The following is a 23582-nucleotide window of genomic DNA, read 5'->3' as shown; positions in this document are numbered from 1 at the left end:
CGTGCCAATATCGAACAAACCAGTTAACAAAACGCGGCACTCGGACGCCCTTGTCTCCGCTTCGCTGCGTCAAGGTCGCCGGTGCGCTCTGCGTTGAGCCTGTAGAAAAACCCCGCTGACGGCTAAGTTTTGGTAGGATCGAGAAAACAGACGAGGAGTGGTCAACATGCCGCGCTTCAAGCCTTATAACCACGATCAAAATGCCATGGTGGTGATCAACTACCAAGATCAACTCCAACCCGGCACCTTTGAGCACGCAGTGCATTACCTGATCGAGCATAAACTCGACTTATCCGTTTTCCATCCCAAGTACCGCAACGATGCGACTGGCCGGCTGGCCTATGATCCGGCCATCCTGCTTAAGATTATCCTGTTTGCTTACTCAAAAGGCATCACCTCCAGTCGTGAAATGCAGTGGTGCTGCGAGACCAATATTATTTTTAAAGCTCTTTCCTGCGATACCGTTCCCCACTTCACCACACTGGCCAGCTTCGTCAGTCGCCATGCCGATGAGATTGAAGCGCTATTCGAACAAGTGCTGCTGGTGTGCCACGAACAAGGCTTGCTGGGTAACGAACTCTTTGCCATTGACGGCTGCAAGATGTCCTCCGATGCCTCTAAGGAATGGTCGGGTACGTTCAAAGAATTGGGCGAGAAACGGGAGAAACTGAGAGGCCTGATTCGGCATCACCTACTGGAGCACTACGCGCGTGATGAAGCTGAAACGGAAGCCGACCTGGATCGGGACATTCGCCGAGCCAAGACGATTCTCTCGCTAGATGCGGCCATGAACAAAGTGGACCGTTTCCTAAAGACGCACAGCCCAAGGATGGGCCGGGGGAAGCGCATCAAGGAAGTGAAGAGCAATCTGACCGATAACGAAAGTGCCAAAATGACGACAAGCAAGGGCACGATCCAGGGATATAACGGCGTAGCCACGGTGGATAAAAAGCACCAGATCGTCATTGACGCTCAAGCCTTCGGCGAAGGCCAGGAGCATCACACCCTGAAGCCAGTTCTGGAGCAGGTAGAAGCCCGTTTTAAGAAACTGGGCATTGCGGAAAACATCTACCAGAAAGGCACCGTCGTCACCGCGGATACAGGCTTTGCCAACGAAGCCAATATGAAGTATCTGCACGAACAGCAGATCAACGGCTACATCCCCGATAACCAGTTCCGCAGCCGAGATCCGAAGTTCGCCGATCAGAAAGACAAATACGGCAAGCGCCACCAGAACTTACCAGATAAAGGCTGGCGAGAGACGACGCCAGCCAGCGCGTTCCAGTTTGATCCGGTAGAACTAACGTGTATCTGCCCAACCGGCGAAAAGCTGTCCTATCGTGGGCAACGAGAAACGGACAATGGCAAGATCCGGGTACACTTTGAAGGGCGTTTGCTGCAATGTCGGCACTGCCCAAAGAAATACCGATGCATGCAGACCCCGAGTTCTGCCGACCATCGCAAGGGTGCTGGTCGACAAGTGTCTTTTATTATCGAGAACAAACGCTTACCCAATTATACCGACTGGATGAAACACCGAGTTGATAGCCCGAAGGGCAAAGAAATTTACAGCCATCGTATGTCTGTCGTGGAACCCGTCTTTGGCAACATTGGCACGACGAAAAGACTGAACCGCTTCAGCCTTCGGGGTAAGAAAAAGGTGCAAGGTCAGTGGCAGCTCTACTGCTTGGTGCACAATATTGAGAAGTTAGCGAATTACGGTAACTTAGCCGCGTCCTGAAGGGCTTAGAGTGGGATAAGTTGCTTTCTAAGAGCCAAAGGCCGACTTAAACAAGCTTTAGCTGGGCGCTCAAGTGGCTAAATGCCGATATTAAGATTACTCAGCCAGATGACTGGCTGAGTAAGTAAATTAGGACGAGAGGCGGTGGAGACGACTCGAAATCGGGTTTTTCTACAGCCTCGTTAGCTGTAATTGTTCCACCTGCATAGTGATACTATAGTGTCACTATCAATTTGAATCAGGGATGAGCCCATGAAAGTTGAGCTTGTTACAAACCTTAAACGCCAAGCCACAAAAATCTTGGCAGACCTACATCTGTCTAAAGAGCCGGTGCTGATCACTGAACATGGCCAGCCATCGGCTTATCTTGTTGATGTGCAAGATTACGAATTCATGCAGCGTCGGCTTGAGCTACTTGAGGGGCTCTCACGGGGAGAGCGTGCTGTACTTGAGGGAAGAACGTACAGTCAAAGTGAGGCCAGGGAGAAAATGAGTAAATGGCTGAAGTAATCTGGACTGAGCCAGCCCTTCAAGAGTTAAACGCAATCGCAGAGTACATTGCTCTAGATAATCCTGGAGCTGCGAGCCGCCTGTTAGAAGAGGTTTTCGATAAAATCGAGCGCTTGGAAGATTTTCCCCAATCGGGACGGATGCCTGCAGAACTCCCTAATTCGGTGTATAGAGAAGTCGTTGTTCCACCATGTCGCATTTTTTATCGTGAGGATGAGATGCGGGTTCTTGTCCTCTATGTTATGCGAGAGGAGCGGCAGCTTCGTGCGTACATGCTTGGGAACAGCTAATCCGGTGCGTCACTCGAATACTTTTTTCTCCGCTTCGTGACGTCAAACCTACCGGTGCGCTTCGCGTTATAGAAAACCACCACTGGCGCCTAAGTGTTGGCAGGTCAAGCAGTGGTCAGCATCCTGCGCTTAAAGAGCAATTGTTCCTCCAAACCCAACAATTAATGCGTGTGAAAACCCACTGGTACATTTCTTTGAGGGATTCCCGTGACCAATGTTCCATTACATTTGTGGGAAGGATTTTCTGGTGCCACTTTGCAATCAAATGGCGTGCTGTTTGAAGGCCTCGACCGTAAGCTGTCGCCGTTGCCTGAAAGCACAGATGCACCGGTCCATAATCCGTCGCTCAACCTGGCAATGCGCTTTCAGGTCTCCGGTGACTTTGAGATCAATATCACCGCTACGCTGACCGCGGCCAACTCCACCTACTTCTTGTTCCACGGGGTTATCCCGATGGTGCAGGATGAGTGGTACTCCGCGATGAGTACCTTCAAAGCCCAGATCGTCAACAGTGACTGGTGTTACTGGACAATGTATCACCCTGACAATACCGAGTCGGGGAATGCTGCTGCCAGTGTAGGTGCCAATGTGGTTTACACCTTCAAGCGGGAGGGCACCGAGCTGGTGTTCCTGACCAACGGTGTGGAAGTAACCCGTCAGTCGGATATGTGTCTGTTTGCCGATGGGGTGGTTTATCTAAGCCTGGATGAAGTGAACGTGGGGGCAACGTTCCTTGTCACCCAGATCACCACGACCGGTAGCGTGGAAGAGATGCCTGTGCGTAGTATGCCGAAGACAGTGGGCACCTTGCGTGATAAGGCCGGTAAGTTCCGAGTGGGTACCGCGGTGTCCACGTACCCGATGGTATTCGATGAGCAGTACCGCACCATTCTAGGCAATGAGTTTAACCAGATCACCCCTGAGAACTGCATGAAGTTCCAGTTCATCCAGCCTGCCCGTGGCGTCTACGACTTTTATGAGTCGGATAAGCTGATCGACTACGCCGAACGTAATGGCATGGAGGTGCATGGCCACACGGTGGCCTGGAACGAAGCGACCCCGCAGTGGCTGTGGAATGGCTGGAACGATGGCACCATCACGGCAACTGAGGTGGGTGAGATCCTCGACGAGCATATCGAGAGGTTGTTCGGTCGCTATAAGGGGCGCATGGTGTCATTCGATGTGATCAACGAGCCGTTCCTGGGCTGGACAGATCAGCTACGTGATTCTGTCTGGTACCAGGCATTAGGAAGTGGCTACATTGAACGGGCATTACGTAAAGCTCATGAAGTGGATCCGGACGTACTGCTGTTCATTAATGAGTGGGGGTGTGAAGAGGCGGGTGACAAACAGGACTTCCTGTTCAACCTGGTGGTCGAGTTGCAAACCGCCGGCGTGCCCATTCATGGCATTGGCTTGCAGATGCACGAAGACGTGAATGCTGATTACCAGGCGACCTGGCCACGCAATACTTCGTCTGTGACCAAGGCAGACTTGAAGTCGGCCATTGCCCGTTTCAAGTCGCTGGGTATCGAGGTACGGGTGTCGGAGCTGGACATTAACCCGTATCAGAACTATGCCGATACCTCAAAGGCCGTAGCCGATTGGTATGCCCAGTACTTGGAAGCGTGCATCGAAGAGGGTGCACACTCGTTCACTATGTGGGGCTTCACCGATCGTTGGTCGTCACTTAATGAGTGGTACGACTATTACAACCATGGTAACGGGCTGATTTATGATGCCCAGTATCAACCCAAGCTGGCCTACCAAGCGCTTTCCAATACATTGGACGAGATGGCAAGTTCTCTTACCTCCCTCTGAAAGCAATGTTCTTATGAGCATCGGCATCGAATAGAGGCGGCTCACATAAATGTCCAGGCCAATATCCTCGTCACCTTATTTCCCTGCTGCATCTCTATTTCCCGACAATCAACAGCGCCGAGCTTACCAATCAGCTTCTTGGCAGGCTTCACATTGTCGGCTTTTGAAACCAGGCTGCTAAACCAGCGGCATTGAGTTGAATACGTTTGGCTTTCTCTGATTAGCTTTTTAAGAAACAACTGCTCGCCGCCCTTACACCAAAGCTCTGCGCCCAACCCGCCGAAATTCAGCGTAGGCGATTTGGTTTTTACTTTTTGTTCACCGCGGCTACGTGCAAGGTTATTGCGTTTACGCTGGCTACCTTTAAGTGCCTCATCAAGCGAGGCATGGAAGGGTGGGTTGCATACGCTGACGTCAAAGAACTCCCCAGGCTGAATGATCCCTTCAAAAATGTGGTTTTTATCGGGCTGTGCGCGCAGCGAGAAGCGGTCTTTGAGCGTGGGGTTATTGGCGATAATCTTGGCGACGTTCTCAAGCGAATGAGGGTTAATATCACTCCCCACACACTGCCAGCCATAAATTTGGCAGGCCAGTAGCGGGTAGATGCCATTGGCTCCCGTGCCTATATCAAGCAGCTTGATGTTGGGCTGTTCACGTCCAAGTCCAAACCTAATTAAGTCCGCCATGTAATAGATATAGTCGGCTCTGCCGGGGATGGGAGGGCAAAGCGCGCCCTCTGGAATATCCCAATCGACAATGTTGTAGTATCGGTTTAATAACGCTGCGTTGAGGGTTTTGACTGCCAGTGGGTCTGCGAAATCGATGGAAAGTTGGCCATAAGCGTTCGGTTTCACATGAGGGGCTAGTGCTGGGTGGCTTTTTACCAGGGCAGGGAAGTCATAGCCTTGGTTGTGTAGATTCCTCGGGTGCAGGCCTTTGCGAACAGGCTTGGCGCGGTCTTTTTCACTTCGATTATGGGGGTTCACAGTCATAGGCCTGAGGCTTGGCGTTCACTAGTCGAGTAGGTTGGGCTTAGTCCGTGATTATAACCTTAATAAAGGAGAGTTAATGTCTAACACTGCCATTGTGCTAGGCGCAACGGGGGCTATTGGTACGCAGTTAGTCACTCAGTTAACCCAACGTAATGATGTGGCTCACGTCATCCTGATCGCCCGTCGTGAATTAAATCTACAGGGCTATTTTCCTGAAGCTATCAATTCAAAAATCCAGTCCCACATTGTCGATTTTGAGCAGTTGGAGCAGTTGGAGCAGCAAGCAGCAGCTTTGATTCCGTCAGGTTCAGTTGCCTTTGTCGCGCTGGGCACAACCAAAAAGCAAGCCGGCAGTGAAGAGGCGTTTCGACGTATTGATCATGGTTTAGTGCTGGCCTTCGCGCGCACTTGCAAGAGTGCGGGCGTTAGCAAGTTGGGTGTAGTAACTGCGCACGGTGCTAATGTTAGTTCTGCGGCTTTTTATAATCGCGTTAAAGGCGAGGTGGAGCGCGATATTCAGGCGCTCGCTTTGCCGTGTGTATTTTTTGCGCGGCCTTCATTGCTGCTGGGGCGACCCGATGACGGCCGTTTGATCGAAAAGGTGGCAAGTACGTTGCTTGCTCCTGCTTCGTCGTTTTTACCTAAATCGGTTAGGCCTATTTCAACTGCACGCGTTGCGGCGGCGATGATTGATGAGGGTTTTGATACAGGCTCTAAGCCTTCATCTTTTGTGCTATCCAATGCCCAGATGCATGAGCGTTAGAAGTGAATTTCCTGACTTAGGCTTGGAGCTTGATTCAGGCACTACAGCGCGGTGTTCAGGCGGGCGCTTAGCTGTTCGTACCAAGTGATTTTGGATGTCATTATCACCGCGCGCTAAAGCGCCCACCCACGGTGAATCTAGTGGTGTGCATTCTTTAGCGCTCCCTCTATCAGGCTGCTTTGACTTGATAGAGGGAACAGCAGTGGGGCTTAGTTAGTTGCTTGATTGGATATTGCTACTTTTTGCTGCTCGTGCATTTGACCTCTTTCTATTAGGTCTTCCATCTCATTATCCGTATCTTGTTCAATGGTGAGCGTAGGCGGCTGGAAAGTGCGTAGCTGGCGCTTTAGGTAACGAGTGTAGAGAAACTGGTTGTAGACCGCCCAAAGGTGGAACGTTAGGAAGGTCACAACAAAGCCAATCAATACTATCTTTATCATAATTGAGCTATACAGCTGTTCCAGGATCGCTTCTTCGATGAAAAAGAACATGTACATTTTTGCGACTACTAATACCCATAAAGCCAGGGTGGCAAGGGTAATAATGGTGTCGCGAGTTCGGTAGCCCCAGCCTTTTTGGCAGGGGTTGTCGATGATAATGGGTACCAGTTTATTGTTCATGGAATTGCTCCCCTCGATCTGGGCTGGTCCAGGTGGCTTGCTTCCCTTTCTTGCGCATTATTGCTCTGGGAAAGGCGATGACAACGGTGGTCATGTTGATAATCCAATAAGCGAAGGGGTACCAGATACTCCAGTACACACAGCGGAATATCTCTTTGTCGTAGCGGCTATCGATATAGAAACTAACGGTAAACTGGATGAAGCTGATGGCGATCAAGATGCTCCCAAAGTACGAGAGCACTCGGGCCGTAATGGGCCAAGCCATGGGCGTTAGGAATTGTGACGCTAGCCAGGCAAGCAGCAGTACGATAACGGAGTAGCACCAAACCACGCTGACGATATACTCCAGCATGAGTAGCCAGAAGCGGCGGTTTTGCCAGCGAATGGTTTGAGAAAAGTAGCGTAGAAAAACCTCTCCGCCGCCTTGTGCCCAGCGCAGTCGCTGCTTGAATAAGCCCCGCAGTGTTTCAGGCATAAGGACCCAGCACATGGCGCGGGGTTCATAGCGTACTTGCCCGCCCGCCAGTTGTAGCCGCCAACTCACATCGATATCTTCTGTGATCATATCGGTGTTCCAGCCGCCGATCTCCTCCAGTGCTTTACGCTGAAAGGCACAGATGACTCCGGAAATGGTAAACACCATGCCGTAGATGCGTTGGGCGCGTTTGATCAACCCGATAATGGCGGAAAACTCACCGGTTTGAATCTTACCAATGGCGGTAGAGCGCGTTCTTACCCGTGGGTTGCCTGTCACACCACTAACCTTCGGGCTGCTGATAAAGTGGCCGACCATGTAGCTAATGGCGTCGTAATCCATGATCGCGTCGCCATCAATCCCTACAATAATGTCGCCGGTGGCGTGGCTTAACCCATGATTCATGGCGCTAGCCTTGCCTTGGTTAGACTGATGCAGCACTTTTAGCATTGGGTATTCTAGCGCCAACGCGTCCAACTTCGCGGCCGTACTGTCCTTGCTGCCATCATTAATGGCAATTACGTTCATATGAGGGTAGTTCTGCTTGAACAGGTGGTGAATGGTTTCATCCACATTGGCCTCTTCGTTATAGCAGGGCAGTAGTACGGTTACGTTTGGGGCGTTTTCGCCCCACTCAAACGTGGCGGGCCACGGCTGCTTACGCTCCCAGTGAACGTAGAAGTAGATGCCGCCGCAGATCCATATCGTCGCCATTAAGCTAGGGTAGCCGAGGGTAAAGATAGCCAGAGTATCGAGAATGTTCATGGCGCTGCCCTAAAACGACGTCCGATGGAGAAGACCGGCCTCATAACATTCACATCTGGATGATTTTGGTGGAAATCATCTGGATAGTAGCCAATGTTCTTGATGCCTTCTTCACGCAGTATGCGTACCCACTGAGCTATTTCTTCGCTGGGGATAGGCGTTTGGGTACGCCAGTCTTGAGTTTGTAGCTCGAAGACTAATTGGCGCGCGCTAACCTGCGCCAATGAGCGTTGAGCAAGTGATCGCAGCCATTCATTAGGGTTTTCAGCTTCTTCCATGTAAGGCATGGCCATGACCGCGACATAGTCATAACCAGTGGCGAAGTTTTCGAGACTTTGCGAGAACCAGCGTTGGCTACGTGGGTTCATGATCGTCACAGCATAGATATTGCGCGAGGTGGTAAATTGCTTGTTATCAGCTTGTCGGTAGTAGTTGGCAGCCCGCTCAAGCTCGTTGGTAAAGTCCGTGAGATACGCTGTTTTAAAGCGCACCCAGTTCGCCATCATCGTGTCATCGTTGCGGATGGTATTGATATCACTTGGCAAAGCAGCGCTCTGATAGGCAGCTAATGCTTCTGGGTTGGCATCTTCAAAGTCGGTAAAGAAGGCATCATCGTGAAACAGCAGGCCATCGAATTTGGTCATGCGGCCAAGATCTTCATAGATTTCCCGAATGATGCGCCGGTTATCTTCCACGTAGGGTGAGAGGCGACGGTATTGGTCGGGGGACTCTTCACCGGTGCGCACATCGGTCACATAACGATGACCATCACCAAGATCAAATGACAGCACCGGCATCCACGCGTAGACCTTTACATTGGCGCGTTTCTTTAACTGCCATGCAACGCGGTTAAAAAGGTCGGCTCGTACCGGTAAGTGGCGATTGGGAAAGTAGAGTTCATCGGCTACTCCGTCACCATCGGGGTCGGCATAGGCCTGTAAGTAAACGGTGCTAACGCCATAGCGATAGATGCGTTCAATCAGCTTGTCGAGGTTTTGTTCCTGCTGGATTGGATCAGGGTCATACACATAGTCCAGGTCAACGTGGACAATACGCAGATCTTCCGTTTCCCACACACGGTTAGAGAGAATTTCGTCGATGGTTTGAAGGCTGGTTTCCTGGTCAATGAGGTAGCGATTCATAACCCGCATGGGGTCTCGAAGCTGATTGGGCGCACTCAATAGGCTGAACGTGTACGTCATGCCATATTCAGCGGCGATATCTAACGTTGCTTCGCTATATGCGCCATAGGGCCATACCATCATCCGAGGGGTGTGGCCTACCTGCTCTTGAAACCGCCGTTGAGTTTGCGCCATGTCCTGGCGTATCCGTTCAAGGTAGGCCGCTTCGCTTTCGTAGCCACTCTGTGCGTTCCATATGCTGGTGACAGCCGCCGCTTGCTCGTTACCCATTGGGTTGCCGCTAACACCGTAGTGCAAGTTGTAAGAGTGAGAGGCGATTTCAACGAGTGGCGATTCATCTAGCGTTCTGACCTGCTCCCAACTTAGGAAGCGCTCGCGGGGCAGGGTAGTGTTGCCATAAGGCACTCGTCCGCCAGCAGGAACGTCTAGCCAGCTGCCAACCACCGCTTGAACAGCGGGGAAGCCATACAGTTTGAGCAGCGGAAAAACTATTTCGTAAAAGCTTCGATAACCGTCATCGAAGGTTAATAACACCGCTTTATCTGGCAGTGGTTGGCCGCCCGCTTTGGCGTCGATGATTTGTTGCAAGCTAACCGGGTGGTAGCCCCCTACGGAGATAAGGTTGAAATGCTCGATTAACCGACTACGGGTAATGGTCTGCGAATAGATCGGCAGATCAGGCGTGACGGTAGTGTCCACAATGTCGTGGTAGCTGATGACCACATAGTCATCAGCTGAGCGTGCGGCTTGGGCCTGCTGAATATTAACAATCACCAGCAAAACCACGCTCATAACAATGACGCGCCAGGGTGTCATAGGAATCTCCATACAAAGCCGGCTGAAATAACGTTGTCGTATTCGGGAACACCGTCATAAACGGCTCTTTCCCTGGCAATGCCATACTCGAAGCTAACGTCAGGTGCTAGCTCCCAACTATGCTGATAACCCAGTGACCAGGTGTTTTCACTGTCGAAATCCTCTTGCCAGTAACGGCCAGAGCCTAATGAAATGGTTTGAATAAAGGACTGGCGGTAATCAAGAGGAATCTCATAACTAACGGACAAAACACCTGCTAGGCTGGCATCGCGGCTTGGGTTGAAATAGCTGGCTTCAACATCATCATTGCGTGAGGCAGAAGCTTGTAACTCACCGTTGATCTGCCAACGATCCAGGTGATAGAGCGTTTGATTCCAGTAGCCGTAAGCCGATTGACGAAGGTTGCTATCATCGAAGTCAGTGGCCATCACCCCGATAGCGCCAGCGCCGCGTTCATCACGACGATAAGCTACTTCAGCACGGTAGCGGTCGGCGTTAATGCCGTCGCGCAGCGCACGAAGGGGCGTGTCAGTGGTGTTGATTTCAACGCCTAGCGTCGTGGTCAGGTGGTCGGTAGGAGCGTACTTGAGCTCGGCAAGCGCCAGAAAATCTTGATTGAGCTGAGCACCATGCCCCGCTGCGAGGGTTACCGTAGCAGGATGAAGATTCCACTCGTAGCCAGCGATGTTATAAGCCGCGTGGAGATTTTCGTCTTCAAACTCCCCATATTGGCCAATGCGCTGGGCGAAAGGGCGAGAACCGCTATCATTGCGTGGTCCTTCTAGAAGCACTTCATAGCGCCATTCGCGCGATGCCTGGGTGCCACTGCCTTCGCCCTCACTGCGCGCAAAGGAACTGCTTAGCTGAGGCGCTCGCTGTTCACGCCACTCCCGTGCTAAATCATCGCGTGTCGCACTAGGGTCGGCCTCGGCAATTTCACGGGCGATTTCAGTGGTGGTGCCACGCCACTTGCCACGCTGTAATTCAGCGATTAATACGCCGTGACGGGCAGCATCCTGCTGGTCTGGTGGCAGTAACTGAGCAGCCTGCAGGTAGGACTCTTCAGCTTGTCGCGGCCAGCCTCTAACACGCTCAAGGTCGCCTTTCATCATCCATAGATAAGGGTCGCCAGGGGCTTGGCTTTGGTATAAAGCTAGCTGTTCGCTGGCTTCGTTAGTCTGGCCGCGCCATGCACTGAGTAGGACATTGAGCAGCAATACTTTCTGATAGTTGGGGTTCTCGATGCGCAGGGTTCTGGTGAAGTCCAAGCGTTGTTCTGGTTCTTTGGCTATCCACTCTTGCAATAACTGATCAGCTTCACGAAAACGTTTTGCGTCGGTGTAGCTGTAAAACAGCCCTTCATTCAATGGGTCGTCTGGATTGGTGGCCTGCTCGGGGGACTGACGGATCAGGCTTTGGTAGAGCGCGATGGCTTCGTCGGGGCGTCCCATGCCGTTCAGCGCATAGGCTCTAGCACGCGCAACATAGCTTGGTAGCTGGCCATGCTGGTTTTCAAGCCTGACCGCGAGGGCTTCTGCTTCTGAAAAGCGCCTGAGTTCTGCAAGTGCTACCACCTTATCGTACTCGGCGATGGTAATAAGCTCTGGCGGCGCTTCTGGCGTCCTCAGTACGCTATCAAGCTGTGCCAATCCGTTTTGCACCCTTGGGGGTTGGTCGGTGTGGATGCCCAAGCGTATATCAGTGACTGCTTCGTAGTAGGTCAACCATAGGCGGTCACTGGCCGTAAACACCTCCGGGTTAGTTTGCATAATGCTGCGTGCCGCTGAGCTGGCGCCGAGGCCCACCGCCAAGCGATACAGCGCATGCAGCTCGCCGGTATTCGTTGGATCCTGCTCTACTAATGTCTGGCGAGCGTTCAATTCCTGCATGGCGTTTGCAGTTCGTGACGCTAAATAGCCTCTAGCTTCAAGGCCCGCTGTGGTTGAGCCGGCCACTTGGGTATATTGCTGTAACGCGATGTCTGCGAGGGTATAATTACCCATGTCTGTATGGACAAGTGCTTGACCAAGCCACCCCTCAGTATTTGATGGGTCGCGGAAGGTTAACGCCCGAAAAAGTTCCAGCGCCTTAGGGTATTCACTGGCGCTGCGGGCCGCTCCGCCCAGGTTGGCAAGCTCTGAATTGCTATAGTCGTCGGTTTGACACCATGTACAAACGGTTAGCGCCTCTTGATGTCGAGAGGCGCGAACCAGTAAGGCAAGCAAGTCGGCTCGCACTCGCTCATCTCTTGTTTGGTGGTAGAGCGTTTGCAAGCCTTCTATAGCGCTATCAAGCGCCCCTTGGCGTGCCTGTATAACGAATGCTTCCCGCTGTGCGTCGGTCGTGGTTTGCCCCTGGGCCGTACTGGCCGTCAAGCAGGCAATGAGGCAAATCGGCAGTAGGGAGCTTGGACGACTGTGCATGGTGTTATTCCTGCAATGAGAGGAAGTGACGACAGTTTTGTAATGAAATGTATATTTTTATTATATAGGAGTCTCTGAAAGTAAAAACTGGAACAAAACATGATATTATTGAGGATAATAATAATTAGAAAAGATGAGAAAATTCATGCCAGCGCTATGAATTAAGCCGATATTTTTTTGTAACCAACTTGCGTCAATGATTTTAAGTATTTGTTTTTATTAAAAAATTAAGAAATGGTTCATTAATTAAAGGAAAAGGCAATGCTCTGGCGCATAGCGTCAGAAATAAAACGCATCATTAATTTTTTAAACGAGAGGGCATGGTGCTAACCATTTGGCTTTAGGCAAGCGCTGGCTGATGCATCTTACGCTGTCTCTAACTGTTCAATCATTCTGCGCGCTGCATTAGAAAGCGTTCGATTGGTATGCACTAAGTACCCTAGCGGACGGAAAATCGGTGGGGTGTCTACGTTAAGTTCGATCAGTTCACTATCGATCATCTTTTCTGGCAGCAGGCTCCAGCCTAATCCTACGCTACACATCATTTTTAGCGTTTCTAAATAATTGGTCGCCATGCTGACGGGCAGCTGTAGGTTCGCTTCGCTAAACCGTTTTGCGATCAGTGACCCAGTAAAGGTTTTTGCTCCTGGCATCACGCAGTTGTATTGGCACAGGTCGGCTAGCGACAGCAGGCTTTTAGAGGCCGTGGCTTGGTTGGTGAGGGGGTGGTCAGTAGCGCAGGCAAAGCACAGGCGGTCGCGCCATAGCTCAACCACCTGCAACTGCTCGTGAGGATGGGGAGCCAATGTCACTACGGCCATCTCCAGTGTGCCATCCAATACCCCTTGATAAGCCTGTTCTGAATCCAAAAAATGCAGGTCTAGCTCTACCTCTGGGTGGCGCTGGGTGTACTGCTTTAAGAGTGGCGGTAAACGGTGCAGGCCAATATGGTGACTGGTCGCCAGGGTCAGCCGTCCACCGACTTGCCCTGAAAGGTTAGCCAACGCGCGGCGGCTATCGTCTACAGTCATTAAGATACGCCGTGCCTGGGGTAGCAATACACTGCCTGCCTCCGTTAGCGCAATGCGCCGCCCAATACGATCAAATAGCCGAGTACCCACCTGAGATTCCAGGGTAGCGATACGTTTGCTGACCGCCGGTTGGGTAAGGTGTAACTGCTCGGCAGCGCGGGAGAAGCTTTGCGTATCGGCCACGGCCATAAACGCTTGTAAACTTTGCGTATCCATCGACATGCTCCTAAACCAGCTTTTCTAGCAGGTATAATAAGTATGTATTCCAATTTGGAATCTAAACTATGAATAACATGAATTGCTTTTATGTGCAGCCCGCGTAACACTCACTGCATCACTGGCGCGAAGACGCCAGCACGACCAACTAGCACGACCATCTAGTAAGAGAAGGGCACTGCCCAGGAGAGCCACATGTCAGGTCAAACGCTTTACGACAAACTTTGGAACCAGCACTTGGTAACGCAGCGCGATGACGGCACTGCATTAATCTATATTGATCGCCAGCTGCTTCATGAAGTGACATCGCCCCAGGCATTTGAAGGGCTGCGTTTGGCTAAGCGTAAGCCGTGGCGTTTAGATGCCAACCTGGCCACTCCTGATCACAACGTGCCAACGACAGTTAAAGAGCGTGCCGAGGGTAATAGCGGCATTAAAGATCCGGTGTCGTTGATTCAGGTACAAACCCTGGATGACAACTGCCTGGAATATGGCATTGAAGAGTTCAAAATTAACGATCCGCGTCAGGGCATTGTGCACGTGGTCGGCCCAGAACAGGGCGCAACGTTACCCGGCATGACTGTGGTATGTGGCGACTCTCATACGGCTACTCACGGCGCCTTTGGTGCCCTGGCACACGGTATCGGCACTTCTGAAGTTGAGCACGTACTGGCCACCCAGTGCCTGTTGGCGCAGAAGATGAAGAATATGCAGGTGCGCGTAGAAGGCGAGTTGGGCCTGGGTGTCACTGCGAAAGATGTGGTGCTGGCGATTATCGGTAAGATCGGCACAGCCGGTGGTACCGGTTACGCCATTGAGTTTGCCGGTAGTGCGATTGCCTCGCTCTCTATGGAAGGCCGCATGACCGTGTGCAATATGGCCATCGAAGCAGGCGCGAGAGTGGGTTTGATCGCGGTTGACGACACTACTATTAATTACCTGGCCGAGCGCCCCTTCGCCCCAACGGCTGAGCAGTGGGAAGCTGCCGTGGCTGACTGGCGTCAATTAGTTTCCGATGAAGATGCTGCCTTCGATAAAGTGGTCGTTTTGAAAGCTGAGGACATTGAACCGCAGGTGAGCTGGGGCACCAGCCCTGAAATGGTCACTGGTATTTCCGGCCAAGTGCCTGACCCACAAGCCGCGTTGGATGAAACCGTGCAGCGCAGCCACTCACGTGCGCTTGAGTATATGGGCCTGCAGGCTAATCAGAAAATTACTGATATTAAGCTGGATAAAATCTTTATTGGCTCCTGCACCAACTCACGCATTGAAGATTTGCGCGAGGCTGCCAAGGTGGCGAAGGGCAATAAAGTGGCCGATTCAATCAAATTGGCCATGGTGGTGCCGGGTTCAGGCTTGGTGAAGCGCCAAGCAGAAGCGGAAGGCTTGGATAAAATCTTCATTGAAGCAGGTTTTGAGTGGCGTGAGCCAGGCTGCTCAATGTGTTTGGCAATGAATGCCGATAAGTTGGGGTCTGGTGAACACTGTGCGTCTACCTCTAACCGCAACTTTGAAGGGCGCCAAGGCTACGGCGGCCGCACACACTTGGTAAGCCCGGCGATGGCCGCAGCGGCAGCGATTGCCGGTCACTTTGTTGATGTTCGCAAGCTGCCTGCCAACGACGCCACTCACGCTCAGGAGGCCTAAGCCATGAAAAAATTTACGCGTTTTGAAGGCATCGTCGCGCCACTTGATCGTGCCAATGTCGATACCGATTTAATTATTCCGAAGCAGTTTTTGAAGTCGATCAAGCGCACCGGTTTTGGCGTTAACCTGTTCGATGAGCTGCGCTACTTAGACGAAGGCGAGCCAGGACAGGACTGCTCGCAGCGCCCGATCAATCCTGACTTTGTGTTAAATCAATCGCGCTTTAAAGGCGCTGAAGTGCTGCTCGCCAAGCGCAACTTTGGTTGCGGTAGCTCCCGTGAGCATGCGCCTTGGGCACTGGAAGATTTCGGCTTTAAAGTCGTCATCGCGCCTAGCTTTGCGGATATTTTCTATAATAACTCGTTTAAAAACGGTATTTTGCTGATCACGTTCCCTGAAGACGTGGTCGATCGCCTGTTTGCTGAAGTGAATGCCAACGAAGGCTACCAGTTAGATGTCGATCTAGAGCACCAGCGGGTAACTACCCCGAGTGGCGAGATTCTTGAGTTTGAAGTGGATGAGTTCCGCAAGCACTGCCTGCTGGAAGGGTTAGACGATATTGGTCTGACGCTAAAAGATGAAGACGCCATTCGTGCCTTTGAGCAGAAGCATAAAGCTGCTCGCCCCTGGCTGTTTCGTCAGTCAGCGTAAGTATTTTTCAGTTCCCCCTATGTTGGGGCAAGGGCAGGTCGACGCGAGGGTCTTTCGCCAAGGATGGCGCAAGTAGCGCCCAGGGATGGGTTCACAGCGCCCTCGCAGAGGTCTGCCGTTGACCCTAAGTTATTTAGTTATAAGTGCTAAGGATTCAGCATGACTCATAAGGTTTTATTGCTACCGGGTGATGGTATTGGCCCCGAGATTGCTGCCCAGGCGGCACGTTTGTTGAAAGCCTGCCAGGAAGCAGGCTTGGATGTTGAAGTAGAAGAAGCGCTGGTGGGTGGGGCTGCCTACGATGTTCACGGCGAACCACTGCCCGCGGAAACTTTGGATAAAGCCAAAGCTGCCAGCGCGATTTTGCTGGCTGCGGTAGGTGGCCCTAAGTGGGATAAAATCGAAGACTTAACCAAACGGCCTGAAAAAGGCCTGCTGGGCCTGCGTAAGAATTTAGGTCTGTTTGGTAACTTGCGCCCGGCGATGCTTTACCCGCAGTTGGCCAGTGCTTCAAGCCTTAAGCCTGAGCTAGTAGCGGGCTTGGATATCATGATTGTCCGTGAGCTTACCGGCGGGATCTACTTCGGCCAGCCTCGTGGCATTGAAGTGCGCAACGGCGAGCGGGTGGGGTTTAACACCTACATTTACTCTGAAAGTGAGATTGAGCGTATTGGTCGCGTTGCTTTTGAAATGGCCCAAAAGCGTGGTAAGAAGCTCTGCTCGGTAGATAAAGCTAACGTACTCGAAGTCACTATTTTGTGGCGTGAAGTGATGGATCGCTTGGCACCGGAGTACCCGGACGTGGAGCTTTCCCACATGTACGTGGATAACGCCGCCATGCAGCTGGTGCGCGCGCCCAAGCAGTTTGACGTGGTAGTAACCGGTAATATGTTTGGTGACATTCTTTCTGATGCCGCCGCGATGTTGACTGGCTCCATTGGTATGTTGCCTTCTGCCTCCTTGAACGAGAGCGGCCAGGGTATGTACGAGCCATGCCATGGCAGCGCGCCGGATATCGCTGGCCAAAACGTAGCCAACCCGCTGGCGATGATGCTGTCGGTGGCCATGATGCTGCGCTACTCGCTAAATGAAACTGCCATGGCAGAACGCATTGAAGCCGCCGTGGGTAGCGTGCTGGATGACGGCCTACGTACTGCGGATATTGCTTCCGAAGGGATGCAAACCATCGGCACCGATGCCATGGGCGATGCCGTGTTGGCAGCGTTTGCTAAGCAATAACATATTGGCAATGAGACTGCGTTAAGGGCGCCTGGGGCAGGCCGTAGAGGGGGTCATTTGCCATGGATGGCAAATGTAGCGCCCAGGGATGGGTTCACAGCGCCCCCTCCGTAGGCCTGTCGCAGGGGTAGCCCTTAACCATCTCTGGTTTCAAAATCACCGTAAAGAAGTGTGTATAATACAAGGACTCATTCTTTGCAGGAGGACTTCATATGTTGAAAGTCGGTTTCGTGGGATGGCGTGGCATGGTTGGCTCAGTGCTAATGCAGCGCATGCAGGAAGATGGTGATTTTAACGGCATTGAGCCGATTTTTTTCACCACCTCCCAGGTTGGTCAGCCCGGCCCCGATATCGGTGTAGATGTACCTCCGCTGAAAGATGCTTTTGATATTGAAGCGCTCAAAGCGCTGGATGTGGTTATCACCTGTCAGGGCGGTGATTACACCAAGCCGGTTTACAAAGACCTACGTAGTTCAGGTTGGAAAGGCTACTGGATCGATGCCGCCAGCACCCTGCGTATGGAAGATGAAGCAACCATTGTGCTTGATCCGGTCAACCGCAAGGTCATTGATGACCAGCTAGCCAAGGGCGCTAAAACGTTTGTGGGCGGTAACTGCACCGTCAGCCTGATGCTAATGGGCCTGGGCGGGCTGTTTGAAGCTGATATGGTCGAGTGGATGACCTCCATGACCTATCAAGCGGCTTCTGGTTCTGGTGCCAAGCACATGCGTGAGCTGCTCAATCAAATGGGCCAACTGCGTGACAGCGTAGGCGAAGAGCTAAAAGATCCTTCCAGCGCGATTTTGGATATCGACCGTAAAGTGACGGCCGCGATGCGCAGCAGCGACTTCCCGACGGATAACTTTGCCGCACCGTTGGCGGGCAGCTTGCTGCCATGGATTGATACCAAGATGGATAGCGGTCAGAGCCGTGAAGAGTGGAAGGGCAGTGTTGAGACCAACAAGATTCTCGGCCTCGGCAATAACCCGATTCCCATTGATGGCCTTTGCGTGCGTATCGGCGCCATGCGTTCGCACAGCCAAGCCTTCACCATTAAGCTGAAGCATGATGTGCCGCTGGATGAAATCGAAGAGCGCATCGCCAAGCACAATGAGTGGGTTAAGCTGATCCCCAATGATAAAGACGCCACCATTGCGGGCCTAACGCCAGCCGCTGCTACCGGCACGCTGCAAGTTCCTGTCGGCCGTCTGCGTAAGCTGGCGATGGGTGGTGAGTACCTCTCAGCATTTAGCGTTGGTGACCAGTTGCTTTGGGGCGCTGCCGAACCGCTTAAGCGCATGCTGAAGATTTTGCGCGAACAGTAAGCATTTGTGGTGGTAGGTCAACCGAAAACGGGAAGCTGCTAGCAGCTTCCCGTTTTTTTGGGTAACTAATTTGCGTTGGCGTGAAAAACGCCGCTATTTCGTCAGGTTATGATAAAAAAGGCGTAATACAATAAGCTGGCGTCGATAGTCACAAAGTTAGACAGAGCAAAAGTAAGTTGGGAGCTAGGGAGCATTAATGAAAAAAACACTGACATGGATTACATGGCTGTCGTTGAGTGCAGTAAGTCCTATTGCTTTTGCGGTGGGGCTTGGGCAAGCGACGGTCAGCTCGTATTTAGATACGCCTTTGGAAGCTGCCATTCCTTTGCTGGAAAGCAGTGACTATGCGTTAAGTGATATCCGTGTCAGCGTTGCCGACCAGACAGATTTTGCCGCCGCCGGGCTTGAGTGGAGCCCGCTGGCGGCGGGCGTTCGTGCTCAAGTGGTGGAGCATCAAGGGCGCCGCCAGGTACGTTTGAGTTCCGGTCAGGCCGTGCAAGATCCATGGCTTGATCTGCTGCTGACGCTTGAATTCCCCGGTGGCCAACAGTTTAGCGATATTACCTTGCTGTTTGACCCCCAAGGCTATGGGAGCAACGATACGCAACGTCAGGCCCAAAGCGCTGTGTCTGCTACCGTCAGCGATACTCGTCCATCTTCATTAGCTGAACCCACTGCTACTACCGCAACGCCGCCGCGCGCGAGCGGAAGTGGTAATGCCAATAGCAGGGGAGATAACACGGCTTATGTAGGCAGTGGCGATACGCTATGGGGTGTCGCGGAGCGTGTTAAGCCTGCGGAGGTAAGCGTCCAGCAAATGATGGTGGCGCTGCTGGAAGCTAATCCCAGCGTTTTTCCGTCGGGCAATATTCACGGCATGCGCGCAGGTCAAACGCTGGATGTACCTGATACGCAACGGGTACTGGCACGCTCCCGTGCCGAGGCTGCTGCTGCTATTCAGGCGATGAATGAAGCCTGGCGGGCACGCCGCAATGGCTCCTCGCCAGCGGTACCACTACCTGAAGTTGCGACAGCCGCTGTTTCTGAGGCTTCAATAGAGGTTGCTCAAACACTAAACGCAGACGAGCCTAGCGAAACGGATGAGATTACACCGCAAGAGGGCGACGAACCCGACGCACTAACCCGTGCTGAACTAACTGAGCAATTGCGTTTAAGTCAAGTGACACTTCAGCAGGTGATTGAAGAGCGTGAGCTGATGCGCGCCGAGCTTGATGCCCTTCGTGGCGAAGTGGCTTCACTCACACAAGCGTTAAGTGATGCGTTGGCTGCCCCGCAACAAGCGCTACAAGATCAGACGCAAACGCCATTAGCGGCCAGCATCGGTGAGGCGGATAGTCAGAGTTTGAGTGGGTTAATTGCCCGTTACCAATGGCCCTTAGCAGCCGCCGCTATTGCGCTGCTAATAGGGCTACTGGTATGGCTACGTAAGCGCCGGGAAGAGACCTGGGAGACCGAGTCTTTTGCTGAGTCTGTGGTTCGCACTAACGTTTCACCTAGCGTACAACCTATGGCGGTTTCTGAAGTGGCAGAGAAGCCCTTACCAGAAGCGGCTGAATTTAAGTCCGAAACGGAAGCGGAAGACAAAAAAGTAGACGAAATATTCCCTCAAGAAATAGAAAAACCAGAGAGCCTACAAGATTCCCCGTTAGCAGCGGAGTCATGGTTTGTTGATGCTGATGCAGCGACACTGGCAGTGGACGATTCGCCTCACTTTGAGAAGAGCCAAGCGGCAGGGTTGGCTGAACAGGGGCGTCAACGGCGGCTAGGATTGCATGCTGTCGATGTTGGTGATGCTGATGGCGTATCACTATCGCCCCCGGCTAACTCCCAACCCATGCGCCAATTACTCGATGCTATCTCTCAGTCGACGAGCCCCCCAACTGAAAGCGAAGAGGCTATAGCGCCAAGTGCTACCCTGACAGCGACGGCAGATAGTCGTTTTATCGATTATCACCCGCCTGCCTTAACGAGCTCTTCAAAAAGCGAAGAGTCCCCACGTGCCGAAACGCCTATGCAACCAACGGTGGAGTTTGCACCTGAGAAGCGAGCGCTACCAGAGGAGCCGGTGAGAAAGCCGCGTCGGCCCATTGAAGAGGAGTGGGAGATTGAAGAGGTAGCATTCAAGCCGCGAGGCCGGGATAATAGCGATCCTCCAAAATCTTCAAAATGATGTGGCTTGATGACGCTGTTCTATCCCTTCGATGAGAAAATACCGCTAACCGGGCGCTTAGCCATGGGCATTGAGTACGACGGTTCCCATTACTGCGGCTTTCAGCGCTTGAAGCACGCCGCTTCTGTGCAGGCATCACTTGAAGATGCCCTGGGCAAGGTGGCCAATGAGCCTATCAGGGTTCACGCGAGCGGTCGCACTGACTCTGGTGTGCACGCAACGCGGCAAATTGTACATTTTGACCCGTCTGCGAAGCGGTCAGAAAAAGCCTGGATATTTGGTGCCAACACGCACTTGCCAAGAGATATTGCCGTTCGCTGGGTGAAGCCAGTGGGCGATGACTTTCATTCCCGCTTATGCGCGCTGGGCCGCCGTTACCGCTATGTGTTTTTGAATCAAGTAAGTCGCCCAGTGTTGGAGCGTGCCAATACCACTTGGTGCCGTGACCCTCTGGACGCCGATGCCATGCATCGGGCCGCCCAAGCGTTAGTTGGCGAGCACGATTTTTCCAGTTTTCGTGCCGCAGGCTGTCAATCCAAAACGCCTTGGCGACACCTGCACTTTGTTGATGTGAAACGCTACGGCCAGTTAGTGGTCATTGATATTCAAGGTAACGCCTTTCTGCATCATATGATTCGCAACATTGCTGGCGCGCTGGTCAGCGTTGGGCGCGGTGCGCAAAGTGAAGCGTATATCGGGGAGTTACTGGCACTTAAAAACCGCCGTAAAGGCGATGTGACAGCACCTGCTTTTGGGCTGCATTTTGTCGATTCAATTTACGATGAGCGTTTTGATTTGCCAAAAGAGCCGTTAGGGCCGCAGCTACTTTCGTTTACGGGTGAGTGGACGGGCGAGCGTGAGCTTCCCGATACGCCTCGTGTCGCTTATCGCCGTACCCGCGCATTGAGTGAGATGTACGCTAACCCAGCACAGGATGCATCGCTATGAGTGAGCAACGTCGTACACGAATCAAGTTTTGTGGTTTTACTCGGGCTGACGATATTGACCGTGCCGTCGCCTTAGGTGTGGACGCGTTAGGTTTCGTTATGTGGCCGAAAAGTGCTCGTAGTGTGGACATCGAACAGCTGGCAGCGCTATCCGCCCGTGTGCCTGCATTTGTGACAAGGGTGGGGCTATTTGTTGATCAGCCCGCTGAGCTTATTGAACGCTGCTTGCCCTATCTGGATATGCTTCAGTTCCATGGTAATGAAACGCCTTCAGCGTGCCAGCAGTATTCGCTACCGTGGATGAAGGCGTTGCGAATGCGCGATGAGATAGATTTAGCCCATGAAGCCCAGCGCTATCATCAGGCTCAGGCGCTGCTGTTAGATGCCTATCGTCCAGGCACACCAGGCGGCACGGGAGAGACCTTTGATTGGTCGAGAATCCCCGCAGATCTTACAAAACCTGTTATCCTGGCAGGTGGGTTGACCGTTGATAATATTGCAGAGGCTGTGCGCCAAGTGGCCCCCTATGCGGTTGATGTGTCAGGCGGAATTGAAGCCTCACCCGGCTGTAAAGATGCTGGCAAGATGGCGCATTTTGTACATCAAGTGGCCCTCGCCGACGCCCGTTAAATTACATGGCGTAGCTGTTTATATTTATCGAGCTGCGCTTTATTAAGTTCATTAAATGTTTGCCTGTGCTGGCGATCTAGTGAGGTATCACTGTGACTGTTTCTGGAACTCATTCGAAAACTTCCTCGAAAACCAAGTTCAGCGACCTGACCCGAATGCCGGATGCGCGTGGTCATTTTGGCCCCTACGGTGGCCGGTTTGTGTCAGAAACTCTCAGCTTTGCGTTGGAAGAGTTGGAAAAAACCTATTTCAGCTTACGTGATGACCCCGACTTTCAAGCCGAGTTTGACTATGACCTTGCTCACTATGTGGGTAGACCTTCACCGCTTTATCACGCTAAGCGTTGGTCGGAGAGCATGGGTGGCGCGCAGATTTGGTTAAAGCGGGAAGACCTGAATCACACGGGTGCCCATAAGGTAAATAACACCATTGGTCAGGCGTTGCTGGCAAAAAAAACCGGCAAGCCGCGGATTATTGCTGAAACCGGTGCGGGCCAGCATGGTGTTGCTTCAGCCACTGTCGCCGCCCGCTTGGGGCTTGAGTGCGATGTTTATATGGGGGCAGAAGATGTTCAGCGCCAGAAGCTGAACGTTTACCGCATGCGGCTGCTGGGAGCCCGGGTTATTCCTGTTGAGTCCGGTACGCGTACCCTTAAAGATGCCATGAACGAAGCACTGCGCGACTGGGTAACCAACGTTGATAACACCTTCTATATCATTGGCACGGTGGCAGGCCCGCATCCTTATCCGCTGCTAGTGCGTGATTTCAACGCCGTAGTGGGGCGTGAAGCGCGCCGTCAATCGCTGGAACAGATCGGCCGTCTACCGGATGCGTTGATTGCCTGTGTGGGCGGTGGTTCTAATGCCCTGGGTCTGTTCTATCCGTTTGTTGAAGATGACGATGTTGCCATGTACGGCGTTGAAGCCGGTGGCGATGGCGTGGAAACAGGGCGCCATGCAGCACCGCTGGCGTCTAATGCGCCGCGAGGAGTATTACACGGTAACCGTACGTATTTGATGTCCGATGAGGCGGGGCAGGTGTCTGATACTCACTCCATTTCGGCTGGCCTGGACTATCCTGGCGTAGGCCCTGAGCATGCGCTTTGGAAAGATGTAGGGCGGGTCGAGTACGTGACGGCTAATGATAAAGAAGTGCTAGACGCTTTCCGTGAGTTGACCCGAATGGAAGGTATTATGCCCGCCCTTGAGTCGGCGCACGCACTGGCCCATGCCAAAGTATTAGCGCCCACTATGCGGACAGACCAGCACATTGTGGTCAACCTTTCCGGACGTGGTGATAAAGACATCATGACCGTGGCCAAGATTGACGGCATAGAATTTTAAGGGC

Annotated in this window: 19 protein-coding genes; 13 read left to right on the top strand and 6 right to left on the bottom strand. The window is 52.5% G+C overall.

Annotated elements, in window-relative coordinates; translation table 11 throughout:
- Positions 1-166 precede the first annotated feature (166 nt).
- The 4 genes from ACQKE4_RS10585 (at position 167) to ACQKE4_RS10570 (ending at position 4362) form a co-directional block, all read left to right on the top strand.
- The gene (locus tag ACQKE4_RS10585; RefSeq protein WP_427388288.1) at positions 167-1741 is read left to right on the top strand and encodes a transposase; all 1575 of its coding nucleotides are present in this window, start codon (positions 167-169) and stop codon (positions 1739-1741) included.
- Between the two features lie 252 nt (positions 1742-1993).
- Positions 1994-2251 (top strand): type II toxin-antitoxin system Phd/YefM family antitoxin, encoded by a 258-nt coding sequence (locus tag ACQKE4_RS10580; protein WP_022990189.1) that lies wholly within the window; start codon positions 1994-1996, stop codon positions 2249-2251.
- Positions 2239-2541, top strand: a complete 303-nt coding sequence (locus ACQKE4_RS10575; protein ID WP_427388287.1) for a type II toxin-antitoxin system RelE/ParE family toxin — start codon at positions 2239-2241, stop codon at positions 2539-2541. The genes ACQKE4_RS10580 and ACQKE4_RS10575 overlap by 13 nt, the downstream gene beginning before the upstream one ends.
- A gap of 207 nt (positions 2542-2748) precedes the next feature.
- The gene (locus ACQKE4_RS10570) at positions 2749-4362 is read left to right on the top strand and encodes an endo-1,4-beta-xylanase (protein WP_427388286.1); all 1614 of its coding nucleotides are present in this window, start codon (positions 2749-2751) and stop codon (positions 4360-4362) included.
- A gap of 41 nt (positions 4363-4403) precedes the next feature.
- Here the strand turns inward: ACQKE4_RS10570 and rlmF are convergent, their stop codons facing one another.
- Positions 4404-5354, bottom strand: a complete 951-nt coding sequence (gene rlmF / locus ACQKE4_RS10565) for a 23S rRNA (adenine(1618)-N(6))-methyltransferase RlmF (protein WP_427388285.1) — start codon at positions 5352-5354, stop codon at positions 4404-4406.
- 76 nt (positions 5355-5430) lie between these two features.
- Between rlmF and ACQKE4_RS10560 the strand changes: the two genes are divergently transcribed.
- Positions 5431-6117 (top strand): NAD(P)H-binding protein, encoded by a 687-nt coding sequence (locus ACQKE4_RS10560; RefSeq protein WP_427388284.1) that lies wholly within the window; start codon positions 5431-5433, stop codon positions 6115-6117.
- Positions 6118-6326: 209 nt separating this feature from the next.
- Here ACQKE4_RS10560 and ACQKE4_RS10555 read toward each other — a convergent pair whose 3' ends face one another.
- The 5 genes from ACQKE4_RS10555 to ACQKE4_RS10535 form a co-directional block, all read right to left on the bottom strand.
- Positions 6327-6737 (bottom strand): hypothetical protein, encoded by a 411-nt coding sequence (locus ACQKE4_RS10555; protein WP_427388283.1) that lies wholly within the window; start codon positions 6735-6737, stop codon positions 6327-6329.
- Complete coding sequence (gene pgaC / locus ACQKE4_RS10550) at positions 6727-7977, bottom strand: poly-beta-1,6-N-acetyl-D-glucosamine synthase (protein ID WP_427388282.1); 1251 nt, start codon at positions 7975-7977, stop codon at positions 6727-6729. Before pgaC ends, ACQKE4_RS10555 begins: the two co-directional genes overlap by 11 nt.
- Positions 7974-9935, bottom strand: a complete 1962-nt coding sequence (gene pgaB, locus ACQKE4_RS10545; protein WP_427388280.1) for a poly-beta-1,6-N-acetyl-D-glucosamine N-deacetylase PgaB — start codon at positions 9933-9935, stop codon at positions 7974-7976. The genes pgaC and pgaB overlap by 4 nt, the downstream gene beginning before the upstream one ends.
- Positions 9932-12358 (bottom strand): poly-beta-1,6 N-acetyl-D-glucosamine export porin PgaA, encoded by a 2427-nt coding sequence (pgaA, locus tag ACQKE4_RS10540; RefSeq protein WP_427388278.1) that lies wholly within the window; start codon positions 12356-12358, stop codon positions 9932-9934. Before pgaA ends, pgaB begins: the two co-directional genes overlap by 4 nt.
- A gap of 365 nt (positions 12359-12723) precedes the next feature.
- Positions 12724-13605 carry a LysR family transcriptional regulator gene (locus ACQKE4_RS10535; RefSeq protein WP_427388277.1) on the bottom strand — a complete coding sequence of 294 codons (882 nt, stop codon included), beginning with the start codon at positions 13603-13605 and terminating at the stop codon, positions 12724-12726.
- A 195-nt stretch (positions 13606-13800) separates the two neighbouring features.
- Here ACQKE4_RS10535 and leuC point away from each other — a divergent pair, with 195 nt between their 5' ends.
- From leuC to trpB, 8 genes are all read left to right on the top strand, one after another.
- On the top strand, positions 13801-15252 hold the full coding sequence (leuC, locus tag ACQKE4_RS10530; RefSeq protein WP_427388276.1) for a 3-isopropylmalate dehydratase large subunit: 1452 nt from the start codon (positions 13801-13803) through the stop codon (positions 15250-15252).
- Positions 15253-15255: 3 nt separating this feature from the next.
- Positions 15256-15903: a 3-isopropylmalate dehydratase small subunit gene (leuD, locus tag ACQKE4_RS10525; protein ID WP_427388274.1), complete on the top strand. Its 648-nt coding sequence runs from the start codon at positions 15256-15258 to the stop codon at positions 15901-15903.
- Between the two features lie 159 nt (positions 15904-16062).
- Positions 16063-17142, top strand: coding sequence for a 3-isopropylmalate dehydrogenase (gene leuB / locus ACQKE4_RS10520; RefSeq protein WP_427388273.1), 1080 nt, complete (start codon positions 16063-16065; stop codon positions 17140-17142).
- A gap of 212 nt (positions 17143-17354) precedes the next feature.
- Positions 17355-18467: an aspartate-semialdehyde dehydrogenase gene (gene asd / locus ACQKE4_RS10515; RefSeq protein WP_427388272.1), complete on the top strand. Its 1113-nt coding sequence runs from the start codon at positions 17355-17357 to the stop codon at positions 18465-18467.
- A gap of 196 nt (positions 18468-18663) precedes the next feature.
- Entirely contained in the window at positions 18664-20658 is a 1995-nt protein-coding gene (locus ACQKE4_RS10510) for a type IV pilus assembly protein FimV (protein WP_427388270.1), read from the top strand.
- Positions 20659-20667: 9 nt separating this feature from the next.
- On the top strand, positions 20668-21606 hold the full coding sequence (gene truA, locus ACQKE4_RS10505) for a tRNA pseudouridine(38-40) synthase TruA (protein ID WP_427388269.1): 939 nt from the start codon (positions 20668-20670) through the stop codon (positions 21604-21606).
- Complete coding sequence (locus ACQKE4_RS10500) at positions 21603-22235, top strand: phosphoribosylanthranilate isomerase (protein ID WP_427388268.1); 633 nt, start codon at positions 21603-21605, stop codon at positions 22233-22235. The genes truA and ACQKE4_RS10500 overlap by 4 nt, the downstream gene beginning before the upstream one ends.
- Positions 22236-22321: 86 nt before the next feature.
- On the top strand, positions 22322-23578 hold the full coding sequence (gene trpB, locus ACQKE4_RS10495) for a tryptophan synthase subunit beta (RefSeq protein WP_427388298.1): 1257 nt from the start codon (positions 22322-22324) through the stop codon (positions 23576-23578).
- The last annotated feature ends 4 nt before the right edge of the window (positions 23579-23582 follow it).

It is taken from the genome of Halomonas sp. NPDC076908, from assembly GCF_050269715.1.
GTDB lineage: Bacteria > Pseudomonadota > Gammaproteobacteria > Pseudomonadales > Halomonadaceae > Vreelandella.
This window is presented reverse-complemented; position numbering and strand designations above follow the sequence as displayed.